The organism is Chryseobacterium sp. CY350, assembly GCF_027945075.1.
Classification (GTDB): domain Bacteria; phylum Bacteroidota; class Bacteroidia; order Flavobacteriales; family Weeksellaceae; genus Chryseobacterium.
In genome coordinates this window covers 1,564,556-1,581,608 of sequence record NZ_CP116034.1, presented here as the reverse complement: position 1 = coordinate 1,581,608, position 17,053 = coordinate 1,564,556, and the positions used below count along the sequence as shown (strand labels likewise).

Here is a 17,053-nt window from a genome sequence, read left to right as displayed (position 1 = left end):
TGATTAATTTGTGCTTGTGCATCAATGATCTCTGTTAAAAGCAATAGTGAAATAATGATTAATGATTTTTTCATATTAAAAGCTGAATTGAATAAAGCTTAGATTGAATTCTAACCAACCCTTTTCTTGACCTGAACCTGTCTGTATAAAACTAGATATCTAAGCTTTGTACATGCAATTAAATCAATAAAGTTAGATGGTGTGGTCAAGCCGATGATATCCCAAATTATAATTTTAAAGTCACTACTTTACGTAATTTTGAATTTTGATTATTATCATCCTGCAGTCTTAATAACTGTATTCTAAGTAATTATTCTTCTATTTTGAATAGCTTGCTATAACGTGATTATGGTCATACTGTAGCTAGCAGATACTTTATATATTAGATTATTCTATAACGTATGATATTTATAAATCATTATTGTAGTAAACTTCCAAATAAAGTTATATTATGATTATTAATGAAAAGCTGCTCACAGCATATGACGCTGAATTAATAACTCTTACCAAGGATAAACATCTATTTTCAGTAGATGGAATTCCAGACCATTATTTTCAGGTTAAAAGTGGATGTATGAAACTTACAAGCGATAAAAAGGGGAACAATCAATTTATTCATGGTTTTGCCTACGCCGGTGATCCGGTTGGTGAAACATTTCTATTTTCAGAGAGTCACTATAGTATTAATGCAGTAGCTTTAAATCAGTGTAACATTTATGTACTGTCTAAAACGAAGTTTAAAGAACTCATAAAAGATTATTCAGGCTTAATGTACAGACTTCTTCACTACATCTCTGAAAATGACGTTTACAGAATGACACTGATTAACAAAATCGCCTACGGTGAGCCCCGTACTAAAATAGTTACTGTAATTGACCACTTTAAAAAAATGAATAATCACTCAATATCTAAGAGATTTGAAGTTCCCTTCACAAGGCAGCAGTTGGCTTCATTAACAGGTTTGCGGGTTGAGACTGTCATACGAACCATTAAAATAATGGAGTGTGAGAACTTAGTTGAGATTATTAACGGTAAAGTCTTCATTTGATTTTATAAAATTCTATAGATCGTTAAAGTTCGAACTAATATTAGGGATGTGACTCGGTCAATGGATTTTTCAACCTGTAGATTACTGGAATCTTCTGATAATTCTCAATATGGTCATAGAATGTCTTTTTAAAGCAAAAATATTCAGTCATAAAATCTATCTTCAGTTCTGAAATTACTGCTGATCCAAATATTTTTTTAATATGATTATCACTCGTATTGATATAATGTTTGAATTAAGAGTTCCGCAGTATTGAATCTGATACAAACTACATGAAAACAGTCTTCTGATTCATTATTTCTACCTTTATCTCCACCTTTAATTTACACATCTAGTAAAGTATCCATGTAAAAGACCATATTCTTCTATAATTCCATGAACAGTGAATAATATTATTGAGGATTAAATTGTATAGTACTTCTTTTCCAAAAAATTGCATTTTTCTTCATTATTTATTATGAGCTGTTCATTTGTTTAATACTCATTTAATTAGAGAGTATTGTATTATTAAATGATCTGTATCATATCTATATGACTAATGTCATAAAATCCCATTTTTAGATGATAGATATTTGTGTATAACAATTTACAAAATCATTTAAATCTACTATTATGAAAAAGACAGAAAATCAAAATGGCAATTCGACGGGAAAGATTAAAGCCAAATCATCAGCTGCTGAAGGATTGAAAGAATTATTTGTGGATGAACTGAAAGACATCGTGTATGCTGAAAGAGCATTGTTAAAAGCTTTGCCAAAAATGGCGAAGAATGCAAGCGAGCCAAAACTGGTTACAGCGATCGAAAAGCACGTCGTAGTTACTCAAGGACAAGTTGATCGGCTTGAAAAGATTTTTGAACTTCTTGGTGAATCAAATCGAGGGGTAAAATGTGATGCTATGGAAGGTCTGATCAAAGAGGGAGAGAGCATTATGGAAGAAACAGAAGAGGGTCCGGTTAGAGATGCGGGAATTATTTCTGCTTCACAGAAAATTGAACATTATGAAATTGCCTCTTATGGAACCTTGCTTGCTTTTGCAAAAACTTTGGGTGAAAACGAGATTGCTTCTCTTCTAGAAGCTACGTTAGCTGAAGAGAAAGAGGCAGATGCATTGCTGACTGAGTCCGCTTACAATTCGATCAATTTTGAAGCTGCAGAAGCTGATCAAGATTAATAAAAAAGCAATCAGACTGTATCATTCAGTCTGATTGTTTTCTTTAAACAAACTCTTTATGAAAAGAAATATTATTTTTAAAGGGCTACCTATTCTTGCCGCTCTTACATTTTCTAATGTGCCGGCGCAACGCGGAATACCGCCAAAGGATGTAACTACAATAACGCATTCGACGAATTACCCTCAACATCTTGATTTCCTTCCTGAAATGGTTAAGTTGCTAAAAGTACCCGAGGGATGGACTGTTTCCGTCGCTGCTTCAGGTCTCGGAAAACCAAGGATGCTCTATCAAACTCTTGATGGTCATCTTTATGTTACAAGACGTGATACGGGAGATGTACTGCTTTTGAAGGATGCAGACAAAGATGGTCGATTTGAAGATATAATAACTGTCGTGGCAGAGTTTAAAGGTGTTCACGGAATTACCATGAAAGATGGATTTCTTTATTTGTGCAACAATAATGAATTACGCAGATATAAAATAAATCCGGACGGAACGCTTTCAAACAAAGAAATGCTTTTTAATGATATGCCGAGTGCAGGACAACATCCAAACAGAACAATGGATTTTGGTCCGGATGGTAAGTTATACCTCTCAATCGGAACTTTATGTAATGATTGCAAGGAAAGTGATCGTGAAGCTGCTACAATAGTACAGGTAGATCCCTCAACTTGGGAACGAACCATTTTCGCATCTGGTCTTAGGAATACCATAGGATTTGACTGGCATCCGCAAACCAATGAATTATGGGGAATGGATAACGGCGGCGATGCGAAAGGTGACGACTGGCCGCCTGAAGAATTAAACAATATCAAGCAGGAAAAAAATTACGGATATCCTTTTGCTTATGCAAAAAAAGAAGTTGATAAGAGTCGCGAAGATCCCGCAGGAGACAGTAAGGAAAAATGGGCTGAAACTACAGAGCCTTCATCAATGGAGTTTCAGGCGCACATGGCACCCATAGGATTTCAGTTTTTTCCCTCAGGATCCCCATACACCGGTGATGCATTGGTTAATTGGCATGGGTCATGGAACCGAAGTAAACCTGTGGGCTTTCAAGTTCAGAAAATTAAATTTATAAATGGGAAGCCAGTAACAGTCGAAGATTTCCTGACAGGTTTTTTACAGGGAAGAGCTAGATTTGGAAGACCGGCAGGGGTTTTTATTACTTCTTCCGGCACTGTTCTGATTTCTGATGACGCTAATGGCGTTCTATACTCAATTAGGCAAAAATAAACGATATGAAAAAGTTAGTATTCTGTATTGCGTTGGCAGGATGTGCATCTGCAATCCCTGATCAGCCGACAACTAGAATTGATTTCACTGCTCCTGAAACATATCCCGAAGGAGTGGTTTATGACAGTATCTCCAATGTGTATTTCGTTTCTTCAGCAAGATTGGGTAGTATTGGAAAAGTGAGTGCTCAAGGTACGTATAGTCCGCTGATTAATGATCCAACATTTAAATCCTCGTATGGTCTTAAAGTGCATCCGGATGGAAAACGCCTTTTTGCATGTATTGGAGATGCTAATTACAGCAAATTCACATCTCCCGACACCAGAAAGAAAATGTCTCGGCTAATCGGGATTGATATTTTAACAGGCAAAAAAACAGATGATATTGATCTTTCAAAATTGGTTCCTGGTCAGCATTTTGCGAATGATCTTGTTTTTGATCATCAGCAGAATGCTTATGTCACAGATAGTTTTGCAAATGTAATTTACAAAATCACGCCCGGTGGAAATGCCTCTGTTTTTGCCGATAGTCCACTTTTTAAAACTGAAGGGATAGGTTTAAATGGCATTGTTTATCATCCCTCCGGCTATCTGCTTACTGTTAGTAGCGGGACAGGAACGATCTATAAAATTGAACTCAATAATCCAAAGAAAATCTCAAAGGTGATGACCGAACAATTTTTTATGAATGGCGACGGACTCTTATTAACGAGTAATGATACATTGGTAGTAGTGCAAAATGGCGGAAGCGACAAAATATACGAGTTGACTTCGAAGGATAATTGGTCTTCTGCTAAATTATCGGCATCAACTCTGGTTGCAGATCGTTTTACCTATCCTTCAACCGCAACTCTAGTGAAGGATAAAATTTTCGTAATGAATGCGAAATTTTCTGAGCTTACTGACAGTACTTCCGTCCCATCCAAGATATTTGCGATACAGCATGCCAGATTAATGCCTCTGCCTAAATAAATTGCGGCAAAGTGAGAAAAATTAAACAATATCAACATACATCTAATCTATTTAAATTTTATTATGAAAAAATCAATTGTAATGCTTTTAGCAGTAGCTACAGCGGTATCATGTAACAAGAAAGAAACAACAAACAGCAGTGATCAGAATGATTCTGTAGAAATGTCTGTATCTCCTGACTCAGGTTCATCAGCGATGACAGGTGACTCAGCTACGACTACTTCTGCAAGTCAAGAAACTATGACTTTAAGCGATCAGGACAAAACATTTGCAGATGCTGCAGCGAAGGGAGGAATGATGGAAGTAATGGCTGGAGAGCTTGCCGTGAAGAATGGTACAAATCCTATTGTTAAAACTTTGGGCGAAATGATGGTCAAAGATCATACGAAAGCAAATGACGAGCTTAAACAATGGGCGACTGCAAACTCGTACACTTTGCCTGCGAATGTAGATGCTGCACAACAGAAAAAGTTTGATGAATTAAAAACCAAAAAAGGTGCTGAGTTCGATCGTGCTTACACAGATCAGATGGTTGTAGATCATAAAAAGACGATCTCTGAATTTAAAAAGGAATCCAGCGATGGTTCTGAAACTTCTTTAAAAGCTTTTGCAGAAGGTAAGATCCCGGCATTAGAACATCATCTGATGCAATCTGAAAAGGCAAAAACTGCTGTAAAATAATCAGTTTTAGCTGTAGTGAAAATTTATTAACACCAATTAAAATATTTATTATGGACAACAAAAAAACAGTTGCAACTCTTAATGATTTGCTTAACATTACGAACGACAGAATTCAAGGCTTTAGCAAAGTCGAAGAAAAAGTTTGGGATAGTTATTCCTATTTAAAAAATGACTACGACCAGATGGTTCGAGAGTCTCAAAGTATGAAGACCGACTTAATTACTTTAATTACTGAGAAAGGGGGTAAGGCTGATGATACATCCACTACCGCTGGTGCTATTCACAGAACTTGGATTGATTTAAAAAATTCATTTACTGGAGATAATGCAGAATCTACATTGGAAAACGTCGTATTCGGCGAGAAAGCTGCAATCAATAGTTATCAGGAAGCCCTGCAAAGTGGAGATTTGTGTTCCGAAAGCACTTTCGTGGTCGCAGATCAACTGGAACAACTAAAATCTTCCTACAGCAAGTTTGACCGTCTGGAAAGAACTCTCATTTAATTAAGCATCTATTTATTAATAACTCCTAAAAAATGATGTTTTTAGGAGTTATTCTTTAAGAATATTTGACCCTCAATCTTAAATATATAAATTTATTATAGTGTTTCTGCTCATATAATTTAAGTTGATTCTTTACTTAGCTCTCGATTGACCACTGCTCCGGCTAAGCTGCCAGTGTATACAGCTCTTGCCACAGAGCGCATACCCGATGAGTTATCCCCGCAGGCATATACTCCGGAAATCGTGGTTTGTTGTTCATGATTTATAGATATTAGGCCCGCGTCGGTGATTTTACAGCCAAGTTGTTGCGGGATTTTTGAACTTTGTGAAAAGGGAAGCGAAGTGTAAAGAACTTGGGCATCAAGTACATTTTTATTTTTTAGTTTAATTTTGTTCATACGACCTTGGTAATGTTGAATTTCTGTAACAGCACTTTCAAAAACTCTAATGTTGTAATGTCTTAAATTTTCCAGCTGAACATCTGTGAAATCAGATAAAGATTTAGTGACTATGGTTAGGTCTGATGTGAGGGTATGAATTAATGCTGCTGTATTGAATGCAAATTCGCTGCTCCCAAAAATAACAGTTTTAAGATTGCGCAGTTCATATCCATGACAATAAGGACAGTGAATTACTGACGTTCCCCAGCATTCTTTAAAACCTTGAATTTCTGGAAGCATGTCTTGAACGCCTGTAGCAAATATCAGTTTTTTAGAGGTAAAAAAATCGCCTTTTTCAGTTTTAATTAAAAATCTATCAGCAGTACGCTCACCCTCAATAGCAAAATCGGTGAGGAAAGTAATACTGGGATATTTCAGTATCTGCTCCTTAGTTCTAACCACTAATTCTTTTCGTTTTGCCCCATCTTGAGTCAAAAAATTCTGTGTGTTCCTAGAAGAACGATTGGTAGGGAAATTGTGATCAAGGATCAGAATATCTCTACAAAATCTCCCCAAGGCTAATGCTGCTGACAATCCGGAATAACTGCCACCAATCACTATAACATCAAATATCTTGTTTTTAATTTTGGTCATTTAATTATTTTATGATTGATGATGATAAACTGTAGAGAAGTTCCTCAGTATCAAAAACGGATTTAATAGAGAATTTTTCTGTTGTGAATCCGCAGCATTTTATCGCGCTCCATTCTTTTAATGGTTCTGATTGTAGTTTCTAAGCAAAGACCTGTAAGTGATGCCAATTGCTGTCTGGTAAGTGGAACCTCGAAGGAGTAGGGTGTTTGATTTTCCTGTTCTTTTTTCATCAGTTCTATCACTTCTCTTAGTCTTTCAGAAGCGTTATGGCAAGATATTTTTTGCATTAATACGAACTTTCTGTAAAGACGTTCGGACAGCGATTTACAAACTTCCATGTAGAGGTCAGGATGTAATGTAAGATTGGCAAATAAGGTGGTCTTACAAATTTTAATGATGATACACTGGCTCAGAGCAATGGCATTCATAGGGTATGCTTTTTCAGTAAACAACATTGCTTCTCCGAATGCATCTTCACAGGTCAGGATATTTTGAATAAATTCTTTACCGTCACTATTGTAGTTGTTTAATTTCACTTCGCCTGAAATTATTTGGTAATAAAATTGCGGACTTCCGTTTTCCCGGAAGATGTAATCTCCGGGATTATAATCTTCTTCTGTCGCTCCCATGGAGTGCAGAAGTTCTTCTTTGATTGACATATTGTAATTTTTTATGGTGGTGTTGAGGATAGAAAAGCACTTTTTAAAATCTGCGAAAAGATCATCAACTAAGTACGAAGATCGTACGGTGTTGCATGTTGCCGGTTGTTTATTACAACAGTCTTAAAGAGAAAGTATAAAGCGGGTCATGAAGATCAGGTGTATTGTCTCTTTCATTAATATGTACGAGACGACTTCATTATAAGATTGCCATTGCTCCTCAGTTAGATCGGAGACGAGATTTTAAATCGATAACAATAAGTATTTAACAAATCTACATTTATTAAATTGACTAGTAATATGTTTTAGATCATAATGTTTATTTTTATGAATAATTAACAATGATAATATTGTTTCTTTTGTAAAATAATAATTTGTGAAATACTAATCTGTTTAAGCAGGGGTATCTGACACCTATGCAGTTGAAAAGTTTTTCCAGGTTAAGCGAGATTAGAGAATCAATTCTATGTTAATCCTCTATTAAAAAGAAAATCTCATTCCCAGACTCTATCCATAGAAAATTATCTTATGATTATTATCATAGAATAAGTGTATACATGTCTTTACATTTGAAATGTCGCAGATGAAATTTCTATAATAAGCTCTTTGCACGATCTGCTTTCATTTATTAATAATTAACAACGTTAAATCAAGTATAATGAGACCTATTAAAATATTAACTTCCACATTAATGGTAATGCTTGCGGTTCTTTCTTGTAGATGTGATCCTGATGAACAAGATGATAATTTACCTAAAAAATCTTTAGTAGAAAATACAAAAATAAGTGATACTTTAAGAACAAGGTAGTTTTGATTTAGCTGGTTGAAGAGATCTTGCGCTTTAGATATTAATATATTACTAATTGTAGATAAAGGTTCTCATCATCATATTATAATTATTGGTTACAAATATCAAGGAAATATGAAATTGACGAAAATTGACAGTAGAAAAACCCGGCTGCCATACAGTACAGCCGTTCTGGTCTTAGGAATTTCTTCTATTGCACTTTGCTGCTGTTATGGGGTTCCCGGGATCGCTACCGGAATTATTTCATTAATACTCTATAAGAAAGATTATGCGACATATAGTAAAAATAAAGAAAAATATGACAATTTCGATAGCCTAAAGACGGGAAGAATGCTCAGTATTATTGGTATTGTAATGAGTTCCACCTATATCATTTATCTGGTCGTTGTTCTGAATATATATGGTATGGAAGCAGTTTCCAATCCTAAACTTTTATTTGAAAAAATGAGATAATCTAATCGTATAAGTGAATTTCTTTTAGATAGGAAATGTAACCAAAAAATAGAAACAGCATGGATCTTAATCAATACTTATTAGATGAAATCAGCGGACATTTTATGTGCAACAGTGAAACGATATCGATCGCTGAAAGCGTAACAGGTGGATTGTTGCAGCTCGCATTTTCGGAGATGCCTAATTCAAAATTATTTTATAAAGGCGGTATCACAGTGCATACGCCGGAGAAGATTGTTAATCTACTGAAGGTAAATGTCGCAGAAATTAAAAACTGTAATTGCGTTTCGAGTTTTGTTGCTGAGACAATGGGTCGTCATGCTTGTAATCTTTTTGAAAGCCAATGGTGTATTGCTACATCAGGATATTGTGTTCCTGAGAGATCCTCTTCGTACGAGATTTACGCATATTACTCGATTTCTCACAAAGGTAAGGTAATATATTCAGATAGGCTTGAATCATCGGAGAAATTAGATTCTCTTGCTATCAAGTTATACTACACTGAAGAGATCTTAGAAAAATTTCTTGGACAACTTAAATTAATGCGTATTCTTAAAAATGAAATTACTGATTAAGCTTTGTGATGATATGATTTATAATCATTAAGCATGATAATCCTGCAAAGTTTTTGAACTTTTAATTTTCATATAGTAATTGAGCTTGACTATTGCGATCTACTAATCTTTCAAAATCTGATTTACATTATTAGCCATCAATAAAAAAGCCAACAGGCAAAATCTGTTGGCAATTTTATAGCTTTAAACCATGATCTCTTGGATTAAAATTGAAGTTTAAATGGACCTTCGAAATAGGTGTCATAAGTATCCAACATCTCACCTTTTTCGTTAAATACCCCGATGCTGATATTCTGTTTAGATAATTTCATCTCATTCTCAGGAAAACTGATATTAACTGACCCTTTTGTAATTTGATCTCGCTGTACGATGATCTTACTTGAGGCACTGTACGTAATCTCGCCGTTCGCCGGTTCTAAAACTTTTATAGTAACTGTTATTTTCTTATTCGATTTATTTAAAAAGGTATAATTGTAGGTATTGGTAATATGTTGATCTCTTACGAAAAATGTGCTTCCGGCAGGTTTGATGAATTTAACCTCCATTTCACCTCGATTGTACAACATGAAACCAAGGATAAATTGTAACCCTATCAGTATTACAAGAAAACTAGCCATTCTGGTCGTGAACTTAGTTGGCTTCTGGGTTTCAATCTCCGTTTCTGTTGCATATCGTACCAAACCCCGCGGTAGTCCTACTTTATCCATTACTTCATCACATGCATCTATGCACGCAGTACAGTTAACACATTCCAATTGCTGTCCATCTCGAATATCTATACCGGTCGGGCATACTACCACACATTGATAGCAGTCGATACAATCTCCTTTTCCAGCTGCTCTTCGATCTTCACCTTTGCGCCATTTTGAGCGGTTTTCACCTCTGTTAAAATCATAGAAAACATTGATGGTTTCTTTGTCAATCAGCACACCCTGAAGTCTCCCATATGGACAAACTAAAGTGCATACCTGTTCTCTGAACCAGGCAAATACAAAATAAAATGCGGCACTTAGCAAAATCATGGCAATGAAATTAGTAGGATGAGCAAATGGACCTTCGGAAACTATCCGGAGAACCTCTTTATATCCTACAATATACATGAACATGAAGTGGGTGAAAATTAAAGAAAGAATTACATAGATTGTCCACTTCAAAGCTCTTTTCCATATCTTTTCTGCATTCCATTCCTGGCGATCTAGTTTCATCTGTTTGTTACGATCACCTTCAATTGCATACTCAATCTTTCTAAATACGTTTTCAAGAAAAATAGTTTGAGGACATATCCAGCCACAAAAAATTCTTCCAAATGCAATCGTAAATATGATAATGCAGATTAATGATACGATGGCACCTAAAGTTAGAAGGTAGAAATCCTGAGGATAGAAGGGGAGTCCAACAATGAAAAACTGGCGGTTAATAAGATCAAATTGCAGGAAAGGATTTCCGTTGATGGTAATGAATGGAACAGCAAAATAAAATGATAATAATGTATAAGCTACTAAATTTCTATAATTAGTATATCTGCCCTTAGGTTTTTTTGGGAAGACCCATTTTCTTTTTCCGGACTGCTCCATTGTACCAATCGAATCACGATAAGTTTCTGGGTCGAGAACCTGTCCCTGACCTCCTCGGAGCTCTGTTTCATCAATTTCTGACATATGGTTGTTTAGTTTATGTACTTATACCTAAGTATTTGTGGCTTGTTCGAATAGGAGATTGACTAAAAAAAGATTTTACCATTTTCCAACCGTAGGGTATTTTCTTTTTCCATTTTCTTTATTGTTCTGATAACGGTTTCAATTCTTAATCCGGTTAAGGACGCCAATTGTTTTCTTGTTAAGGAAATTTCAAATGAATATTGATCCTGGAAATTGCTATAGCTTTTTAAGTATTTCATCATTCCTGCTAATCGAACTTCTGGTTGTAGTGATAAGTTGTTCTGCATCATCAGGAATTTCTGATAAAGCCTTTCAGAGAGAAATTTGTTGATATCCAACGAAAGTAGTAGATTATCATTTAACATATTAAAAAAATTCTCTTTGGGGATTTTAATTACCTCACAATATGATATGGCTTCCGCATTGACAGGGTAATTTTGCTCAATAAATAACATTAATTCACAAACGCTTTGACCTTTTGAAAGAACACTTTGAATAAGTTCTCGGCCATTTTCATCATAGTGACTTAACTTAATTCTACCTACCTTAATCTGATAATAAAATTTTGGTTTTTCTCCTTCAGAAAAAATAATTTCTAACGAGTTGACCGTTATTGTCTGTGCGCCATAACGGTGTAAAAGTTCATTATCGATCAGCATAGTGTGTGAGATTTTCTGATTTTGTAAAATTGTAAAGCATCAATAGTATTAATTTGCGGTTAGCTTATTAGGGATCCCTTAGGTAGAGGGCAACCCTCTCAGTAAAAATACAGGAAGATGATTTAAGCAGGTATGACTTTAGTCATAAACTACGATCACCGAGTACTTTAAATGTAAAAAAAAATTCTTATCAAATAGTACTTTATGACTCTTGTCATAGAACTACCATATTTGATATGTTACCTTTCAAAATGAGAAATTTAAGCGTCATACCTGAGATCCTTAGTCTTTAATATCAATAACTATTTTGAGTGTAAAATGTCAATTCGTCACTATATCCTAGCTAAAACCGACTCTCTAAATAGGGTGAAACTTCGATGAAGAAAAAAATGTAAATATAATATTGCGTGTTTACTACGACAAAAATAGATAATGTAATACCAAGAAATATGGGGGGCTTGATTAGATAAAATATGATAAGTTCACAATTTTCTTTGTGAAATCTAAGAAAGACTCTGAATTTGGAGGTAGTAGGTAAGCCTTTTCCTTCGGAACTTAGATCTTAAATATATAATATTAGAATAATATGAAAAAAAACATAGTTATCGTTGGTGGAGGTTTTGCAGGTATTAATCTAATAAGGTCTTTGGTGAATAACTCTGATTTTCAGGTAACCTTTGTTGATCAGAATAATTATCACTTTTTCCCGCCCCTGATATATCAGGTTGCTACGTCATTTATCCAGGCATCGAACATTACCTATCCTTTCAGAAAGTATATTGTTGATTACCAGAATGTGTCTTTTCATATGGGTACGATGACTCATGTTCATCAGGAAGAGAATTTTATTGAAACCGATACTGGAAATATACACTACGATTATCTCATCATAGCTTTTGGCACAGAAACAAATTTTTTCGGAATGGAGAATGTTAAGCGATGTGCATTGCCTATGAAAAATATTGAGGAAGCTTTGTACTTAAGAAATCACCTCCTGTTGACTTTAGAAGAGGCCGCACGTAATAAAATTAAACATCTTTCTGGAAAATTGCAGAATATCGTAATAGCTGGGGGCGGTCCTACAGGGGTAGAGTTAGCGGGGATGCTTGCTGAAATGGGTAGATTCATTGCAGAGAAAGAATATCCTGAAATTAAATTAAGCTTATCTCACATATATCTTATCGATGCTTTACCTACACTATTGTCGCCAATGAGTAAAACTGCTCAGAAAACAGCATATGATGCTCTCCGGAAGTTAGGCGTGCAAATTCTTTTGGACGTCTCAGTTCAGGACTTTGTCGACAATCAAGTTATTTTATCAGATGGAAAAACAATTGATACCGAGACTCTAATTTGGACCTCAGGTGTCCTAGGGCGTGAAGTACCGGGACTTCCAGAAATAAGCATTGGTAAGGGGCGCAGAATCCATGTCGATGCCTATAATAAAGTGAAAGGAGCCGAAAACATTTTTGCCCTTGGAGATATATGTTTACAATTGAATGATAAGAATTTCCCCAAAGGACATCCGCAATTGGCACAAGTTGCGATCCAGCAGGCAAAAAATTTAGGCAGGAATTTCCGTAATATAAACGCGGGTAAACCTCTGAAGGAATTTACATATAATGACAAAGGTAGTATGGCAATTATTTCTAAGTTTAATGCGGTCGTCGATCTTCCCACATTTTCCTTCAAAGGTTTTTTTGCATGGATGACATGGTTATTTATTCACGTTTTACCGCTGGTATCATTCAGAAGTAAAATTCGATTGGCAATTGACTGGTTTATCCTTTTTATAACCAATAATCCTTCTATAAGGCTGATTTTACATCCAAAAAAAGATGTGAGCAGAAAATAGTGTAAGTCAAAGTTTACTGTGGGTAATATTTTCTCTGCTAAAATAATATTTTCCGATTATGAATTCGCAGTACATTTTCTTTTTCCATCTTTTTAATCGTTCTGATGGTAGTTTCCAAACAGAGCCCAGTTAGTGATGCTAATTGCTGCCTTGTCAGTGGAACCTCAAATGTGTACGGTAACTGGTTTGGCTGCTCAAGTTTCATCAGCCGCATTACCTCTTTAAGTCTTTCCGCTGCATTATGGCAGGAGATGGCTTTCATAACAACGTATTTTTTATATAAACGGTCTGATAATGATTTGCATACGTCATTGTAGAGTTTTGGATGGAGTTCCAAAAGTTTGAAGAAGTCGGTTCGGCGTAATTTTAATATCGTACAGTTGTTTATAGCAACGGCATTCATAGGATAGGATTTTTCCAGAAAAAGCATGGATACTCCCAGTGCAGCTTCAGCAGAGTGGATATTCTGGATAAATTCTTTTCCGTCTGTATTATAATTGTTAAGCTTAACCTCGCCTGTAACTACTTGATAATAAAATAGTGCGCTGGTACTTTCGTGGAAAATATAATCTCCGGTTTTATAGTTTTCTTCTGTTGCTCCTGCAGAGTGAAGAAGATCTTCTTTGATAGACATCGTATAGTTAAATTGGTAGGTTAAGGAAATTCCTTAATGTAGACTGTCAAAGAATCATCAGATTATTACGTAGATCGCAATGTGCTGTATGCTATCTGGTATAAAGGATAGCAATCCGTTGGAGAAAATGTGGAATGAAAATCATAGGATAAGAAGCTGTGTCTCTTTTATTAATATGTATGAGACGACTCCAGTCAGAGTTGTTTTCTATCTTCCGAACTTTATAAAAGCCCGTGTTTCACCGTAGTGAAAAGTGATCGTACAAAAGTACCTAGAATGACATGCTTATGCGTATGATTTCGATCACACTTCTAAAATGTTTTATACCGAAAATTCTGCTTAGAGACAAAATTATATATCTGTTAATCTTCAAAACTTGTTCAAAGGATTGTTATTTATAAATGGATTCTTGCTGTTAAAAGATTGCAGCATAGTAAGAATAGATTGCTTTCAGAATTGGATGTGATTTTTGTCATAAAAATAGGTTATGATCTTTTGTAGGTTTGGAGACCAAAATATATTGATATGAAACTTACATTAGCATTCAGCCTCTTTTTAGTGATAAGCTGTACAAAATCTGAAACCCAATACAAGGATAAGGATAATTCAAGACAAAGCGTTAATGACAGAAAATCTGACACTATAAAGACAGTACCGGAAATATCAGATACGCTTAGTCGCCAGCCATTTGATAACAAAAGGATAAACGATCAGGATGAATCACAACATTAAATTATTGATCATGGCAATACACCCAAAAGGAAAACTGGTATTTATTAATTGTAATGAAGGTTTGGATAATGAAGATAATCAATGGTCGAAAAAATCTGCATCTTCTGGATTGTTGACTTTCTTGACTAAGAGGAAAATCGATCGAATAGAGATTATTACATCGGATTCCGAATCTTATGTATCTTATCAGAAGTTCTACAAACAAGCGTTGGCGCAATCTGGATTTAAAAACTTTGATTGCATCCATTTTACCGAAGATTGTATTTCAAATGCTGAGGTAGTGAATAGAATAACCAAAACGAACGTGGTACTGTTTGTAGGGAATCATTCAAAATTATATTCCTTGTTAAAGGATACCACTATCTTAAATATTTTACATATGAAATATATGCAGGAACAGTATTTTACCATCAGTGGTGTCAGCAAAGGGGCATTATACATACCCGGTAAAATGATTTGTAACACAACTTCTGAAAATTCTTTCAAGAAATGTCTTGAGTTGACGCAGGGATTGGGGTTTTTGAATAACTGTATTATTGATTCACAATATTCACAACGGACAGGATATGATAAGCTTGCTTATACCGTAGTTAAACATCATGACCTATTAGGTATCGGATTGGGAAGTGGGACGGTATTGATTGTGCAGAACGGTTTTGTCGGGATGTGTAAAGGTGATGGTACAATTATGCTGGTCAACGCAATGGACACAAAGCATTTAAGCGGGAATTTTAAAAATCCGAATCGTTCTTTTTATGTGAAAAATTTAAAAGGTCGAGTGATGATTGATGGCTCAACTATTAACCTTCAGGACGGAGGTTATTCAGTGTAATATATAATAATTAATAATATTTAAATCTTAAAATAGGTAAAAGTATGATGCCAAAAGGAAAATTATTGATAATCGGAGGAAATGAAGACAGGAGCGATTCAGAAAATGAGATGGAAAAGATTAACCGTGATTTTGTACCGCATGAAATCTTAAAGCTTTTAACCCGTCACAAAGGTGACCGCATTGAAGTCATTACTACGGCAAGTTCAGAACCGGAAAGTATGCGGGAAATCTATACCGAAACTTTTAATGAGATCGGATTTACAAATTATGATTTTCTACATTTTTGCGATCAGCAATTACATTCGGATCATTATTTTAAACGTCTGGAAGCTGCGAACACAGTTTTTTTTACAGGTGGTGACCAGAATAAGATATGTGATGACTTGAAGGAATCTGCGATTAGTGAAATCTTAATCAAGAAATATAAAACGGAAGAAGGTTTCCTTATTGCAGGAACAAGTGCCGGAGCCATGTGTATGCCTAAAATTATTATCAGTGATGCCGTAAATGGGGAAGCGATGCTGAATCGCGATATTAAATTGATGTCAGGCTTAGGTCTGATAGATAAGTGTATTATCGATACACATTTTGTTCACAGAGGGCGGTTCAGCAGATTGGCACATGCGTCGATTCTACATCAAGACCATTGGGGGATTGGGTTGGGAGAAGATACTGCGCTCATGATTGAACGGGGGAATATTGCGAAATGCATCGGCTCCGGGATGGCAGTTATTCTTTCAGGTAAAGAATTAATGCAAACAAATATTGGTACCGTAACTAAGGGTGAAGCAGTATATGCTGAAAATTTAAAAGTTCATATTCTTACGGATGGATGCAGTTTTGATTTAAAAAATGGCAGTTTAAAAGGTGTGATGGGTCATTGATATTTTAATTTTTAAAATTGTTTTGGATAATTTGAAATAATAAACCTTTAAATAAATACTATGGAACAAAAATCTGAAAAAAAAAACAGACCTAATGTCTGGATCATTATTTTATTTTCGTTAATACCTCTGACGATCGTAATATATTTTATTTTGCAAATGATATTCCCGGGACTATTTCAGTCTATGCCTACTGGAGAAGTTCAGCCAGTGCATCCGGAAAAGTAATTAATTTTGATAGGATAGCATTTAATTAAACAAAGAGAGCGAAACTTTACTGTCTCGCTCTCTTTCTCAATTAAAAACTCAAATAATAACAAGTATGAAAACACAATCTAATTAATCATATTTCTCAAAAATCAGCCTTCCATCAGTGGGCTCAGAAAAACATATAAAAATAGAATTATCAGAACGTCTAATGGGCACTTGAACCATATTGTATATACCGTCTTTATGTAATATTTCCACTAAAAGATTACTGCCGTTTCCAATTTCGCTCATCTTATATTTGACATGGAATTCGTCGAAATCTCCTTTTACACAATCTTCTTTCTTAAATTCTACAGTTGCCATAATATATTTGTTTTTAGTTATTTTATCCACGTCCATCATAACCTTGAATTCATCCTCGTGTTTCACCAGATAAAGATACAT

The 17,053-nt window shown here is 35.1% G+C and carries 20 protein-coding genes; 14 read left to right on the top strand and 6 right to left on the bottom strand.

Annotated elements, in window-relative coordinates; translation table 11 throughout:
* Positions 1 to 451 precede the first annotated feature (451 nt).
* The 6 genes from PGH12_RS07215 (at position 452) to PGH12_RS07190 (ending at position 5,613) form a co-directional block, all read left to right on the top strand.
* On the top strand, positions 452 to 1,048 hold the full coding sequence (locus PGH12_RS07215) for a Crp/Fnr family transcriptional regulator (RefSeq protein WP_267597497.1): 597 nt from the start codon (positions 452 to 454) through the stop codon (positions 1,046 to 1,048).
* A gap of 612 nt (positions 1,049 to 1,660) precedes the next feature.
* On the top strand, positions 1,661 to 2,221 hold the full coding sequence (locus PGH12_RS07210) for a YciE/YciF ferroxidase family protein (protein ID WP_267597496.1): 561 nt from the start codon (positions 1,661 to 1,663) through the stop codon (positions 2,219 to 2,221).
* 58 nt (positions 2,222 to 2,279) lie between these two features.
* Positions 2,280 to 3,458 carry a PQQ-dependent sugar dehydrogenase gene (locus PGH12_RS07205; RefSeq protein WP_267597495.1) on the top strand — a complete coding sequence of 393 codons (1,179 nt, stop codon included), beginning with the start codon at positions 2,280 to 2,282 and terminating at the stop codon, positions 3,456 to 3,458.
* Between the two features lie 5 nt (positions 3,459 to 3,463).
* Positions 3,464 to 4,429, top strand: coding sequence for a gluconolaconase (locus PGH12_RS07200; protein ID WP_267597494.1), 966 nt, complete (start codon positions 3,464 to 3,466; stop codon positions 4,427 to 4,429).
* 63 nt (positions 4,430 to 4,492) lie between these two features.
* Positions 4,493 to 5,110, top strand: coding sequence for a DUF4142 domain-containing protein (locus PGH12_RS07195; RefSeq protein WP_267597493.1), 618 nt, complete (start codon positions 4,493 to 4,495; stop codon positions 5,108 to 5,110).
* Positions 5,111 to 5,160: 50 nt separating this feature from the next.
* On the top strand, positions 5,161 to 5,613 hold the full coding sequence (locus PGH12_RS07190; protein WP_267597492.1) for a PA2169 family four-helix-bundle protein: 453 nt from the start codon (positions 5,161 to 5,163) through the stop codon (positions 5,611 to 5,613).
* Between the two features lie 119 nt (positions 5,614 to 5,732).
* On the opposite strand, the gene PGH12_RS07185 is transcribed toward PGH12_RS07190, so the two are convergent.
* Positions 5,733 to 6,647 (bottom strand): NAD(P)/FAD-dependent oxidoreductase, encoded by a 915-nt coding sequence (locus tag PGH12_RS07185; protein ID WP_267597491.1) that lies wholly within the window; start codon positions 6,645 to 6,647, stop codon positions 5,733 to 5,735.
* Positions 6,648 to 6,709: 62 nt separating this feature from the next.
* Positions 6,710 to 7,306, bottom strand: a complete 597-nt coding sequence (locus tag PGH12_RS07180; protein WP_267597490.1) for a Crp/Fnr family transcriptional regulator — start codon at positions 7,304 to 7,306, stop codon at positions 6,710 to 6,712.
* A 658-nt stretch (positions 7,307 to 7,964) separates the two neighbouring features.
* Here PGH12_RS07180 and PGH12_RS07175 point away from each other — a divergent pair.
* The 3 genes from PGH12_RS07175 (at position 7,965) to PGH12_RS07165 (ending at position 9,142) form a co-directional block, all read left to right on the top strand.
* On the top strand, positions 7,965 to 8,114 hold the full coding sequence (locus PGH12_RS07175; RefSeq protein ID WP_267597489.1) for a hypothetical protein: 150 nt from the start codon (positions 7,965 to 7,967) through the stop codon (positions 8,112 to 8,114).
* Positions 8,115 to 8,228: 114 nt separating this feature from the next.
* A complete protein-coding gene (locus tag PGH12_RS07170) occupies positions 8,229 to 8,567 on the top strand; it encodes a CCC motif membrane protein (protein WP_267597488.1) in 339 nt (112 codons plus the stop codon).
* A gap of 59 nt (positions 8,568 to 8,626) precedes the next feature.
* Complete coding sequence (locus PGH12_RS07165; RefSeq protein ID WP_267597487.1) at positions 8,627 to 9,142, top strand: CinA family protein; 516 nt, start codon at positions 8,627 to 8,629, stop codon at positions 9,140 to 9,142.
* Between the two features lie 203 nt (positions 9,143 to 9,345).
* Here the strand turns inward: PGH12_RS07165 and ccoG are convergent, their stop codons facing one another.
* Complete coding sequence (gene ccoG, locus PGH12_RS07160) at positions 9,346 to 10,800, bottom strand: cytochrome c oxidase accessory protein CcoG (RefSeq protein WP_267597486.1); 1,455 nt, start codon at positions 10,798 to 10,800, stop codon at positions 9,346 to 9,348.
* A 62-nt stretch (positions 10,801 to 10,862) separates the two neighbouring features.
* Positions 10,863 to 11,459, bottom strand: a complete 597-nt coding sequence (locus PGH12_RS07155; RefSeq protein WP_267597485.1) for a Crp/Fnr family transcriptional regulator — start codon at positions 11,457 to 11,459, stop codon at positions 10,863 to 10,865.
* 586 nt (positions 11,460 to 12,045) lie between these two features.
* Here PGH12_RS07155 and PGH12_RS07150 point away from each other — a divergent pair.
* Entirely contained in the window at positions 12,046 to 13,314 is a 1,269-nt protein-coding gene (locus tag PGH12_RS07150) for an NAD(P)/FAD-dependent oxidoreductase (RefSeq protein WP_267597484.1), read from the top strand.
* 37 nt (positions 13,315 to 13,351) lie between these two features.
* Here the strand turns inward: PGH12_RS07150 and PGH12_RS07145 are convergent, their stop codons facing one another.
* Positions 13,352 to 13,948 carry a Crp/Fnr family transcriptional regulator gene (locus PGH12_RS07145; protein WP_267597483.1) on the bottom strand — a complete coding sequence of 199 codons (597 nt, stop codon included), beginning with the start codon at positions 13,946 to 13,948 and terminating at the stop codon, positions 13,352 to 13,354.
* 525 nt (positions 13,949 to 14,473) lie between these two features.
* Between PGH12_RS07145 and PGH12_RS07140 the strand changes: the two genes are divergently transcribed.
* From PGH12_RS07140 to PGH12_RS07125, 4 genes are read left to right on the top strand one after another with little or no spacing between them, the layout of a single operon-like run.
* The gene (locus tag PGH12_RS07140; protein ID WP_267597482.1) at positions 14,474 to 14,680 is read left to right on the top strand and encodes a hypothetical protein; all 207 of its coding nucleotides are present in this window, start codon (positions 14,474 to 14,476) and stop codon (positions 14,678 to 14,680) included.
* A gap of 10 nt (positions 14,681 to 14,690) precedes the next feature.
* Positions 14,691 to 15,512 (top strand): Type 1 glutamine amidotransferase-like domain-containing protein, encoded by an 822-nt coding sequence (locus PGH12_RS07135; RefSeq protein WP_267597481.1) that lies wholly within the window; start codon positions 14,691 to 14,693, stop codon positions 15,510 to 15,512.
* Between the two features lie 44 nt (positions 15,513 to 15,556).
* Entirely contained in the window at positions 15,557 to 16,399 is an 843-nt protein-coding gene (locus PGH12_RS07130) for a cyanophycinase (RefSeq protein ID WP_267597480.1), read from the top strand.
* Positions 16,400 to 16,459: 60 nt separating this feature from the next.
* Positions 16,460 to 16,627 (top strand): hypothetical protein, encoded by a 168-nt coding sequence (locus PGH12_RS07125; RefSeq protein ID WP_267597479.1) that lies wholly within the window; start codon positions 16,460 to 16,462, stop codon positions 16,625 to 16,627.
* Positions 16,628 to 16,738: 111 nt separating this feature from the next.
* Here PGH12_RS07125 and PGH12_RS07120 read toward each other — a convergent pair whose 3' ends face one another.
* On the bottom strand, positions 16,739 to 16,972 hold the full coding sequence (locus PGH12_RS07120; protein WP_267597478.1) for a glutathione synthase: 234 nt from the start codon (positions 16,970 to 16,972) through the stop codon (positions 16,739 to 16,741).
* Between the last annotated feature and the right edge of the window lie 81 nt (positions 16,973 to 17,053).

Bases quoted from the DNA above. Each gene is read 5' to 3' on its own strand.
- PGH12_RS07215 (WP_267597497.1), top strand. From the start codon at position 452: ATGATTATTAATGAAAAGCTGCTCACAGCATATGACGCTGAATTAATA.
- PGH12_RS07210 (WP_267597496.1), top strand. From the start codon at position 1,661: ATGAAAAAGACAGAAAATCAAAATGGCAATTCGACGGGAAAGATTAAA.
- PGH12_RS07205 (WP_267597495.1), top strand. From the start codon at position 2,280: ATGAAAAGAAATATTATTTTTAAAGGGCTACCTATTCTTGCCGCTCTT.
- PGH12_RS07200 (WP_267597494.1), top strand. From the start codon at position 3,464: ATGAAAAAGTTAGTATTCTGTATTGCGTTGGCAGGATGTGCATCTGCA.
- PGH12_RS07195 (WP_267597493.1), top strand. From the start codon at position 4,493: ATGAAAAAATCAATTGTAATGCTTTTAGCAGTAGCTACAGCGGTATCA.
- PGH12_RS07190 (WP_267597492.1), top strand. From the start codon at position 5,161: ATGGACAACAAAAAAACAGTTGCAACTCTTAATGATTTGCTTAACATT.
- PGH12_RS07185 (WP_267597491.1), bottom strand. From the start codon at position 6,647: ATGACCAAAATTAAAAACAAGATATTTGATGTTATAGTGATTGGTGGC.
- PGH12_RS07180 (WP_267597490.1), bottom strand. From the start codon at position 7,306: ATGTCAATCAAAGAAGAACTTCTGCACTCCATGGGAGCGACAGAAGAA.
- PGH12_RS07175 (WP_267597489.1), top strand. From the start codon at position 7,965: ATGAGACCTATTAAAATATTAACTTCCACATTAATGGTAATGCTTGCG.
- PGH12_RS07170 (WP_267597488.1), top strand. From the start codon at position 8,229: ATGAAATTGACGAAAATTGACAGTAGAAAAACCCGGCTGCCATACAGT.
- PGH12_RS07165 (WP_267597487.1), top strand. From the start codon at position 8,627: ATGGATCTTAATCAATACTTATTAGATGAAATCAGCGGACATTTTATG.
- ccoG (WP_267597486.1), bottom strand. From the start codon at position 10,800: ATGTCAGAAATTGATGAAACAGAGCTCCGAGGAGGTCAGGGACAGGTT.
- PGH12_RS07155 (WP_267597485.1), bottom strand. From the start codon at position 11,459: ATGCTGATCGATAATGAACTTTTACACCGTTATGGCGCACAGACAATA.
- PGH12_RS07150 (WP_267597484.1), top strand. From the start codon at position 12,046: ATGAAAAAAAACATAGTTATCGTTGGTGGAGGTTTTGCAGGTATTAAT.
- PGH12_RS07145 (WP_267597483.1), bottom strand. From the start codon at position 13,948: ATGTCTATCAAAGAAGATCTTCTTCACTCTGCAGGAGCAACAGAAGAA.
- PGH12_RS07140 (WP_267597482.1), top strand. From the start codon at position 14,474: ATGAAACTTACATTAGCATTCAGCCTCTTTTTAGTGATAAGCTGTACA.
- PGH12_RS07135 (WP_267597481.1), top strand. From the start codon at position 14,691: ATGGCAATACACCCAAAAGGAAAACTGGTATTTATTAATTGTAATGAA.
- PGH12_RS07130 (WP_267597480.1), top strand. From the start codon at position 15,557: ATGATGCCAAAAGGAAAATTATTGATAATCGGAGGAAATGAAGACAGG.
- PGH12_RS07125 (WP_267597479.1), top strand. From the start codon at position 16,460: ATGGAACAAAAATCTGAAAAAAAAAACAGACCTAATGTCTGGATCATT.
- PGH12_RS07120 (WP_267597478.1), bottom strand. From the start codon at position 16,972: ATGGCAACTGTAGAATTTAAGAAAGAAGATTGTGTAAAAGGAGATTTC.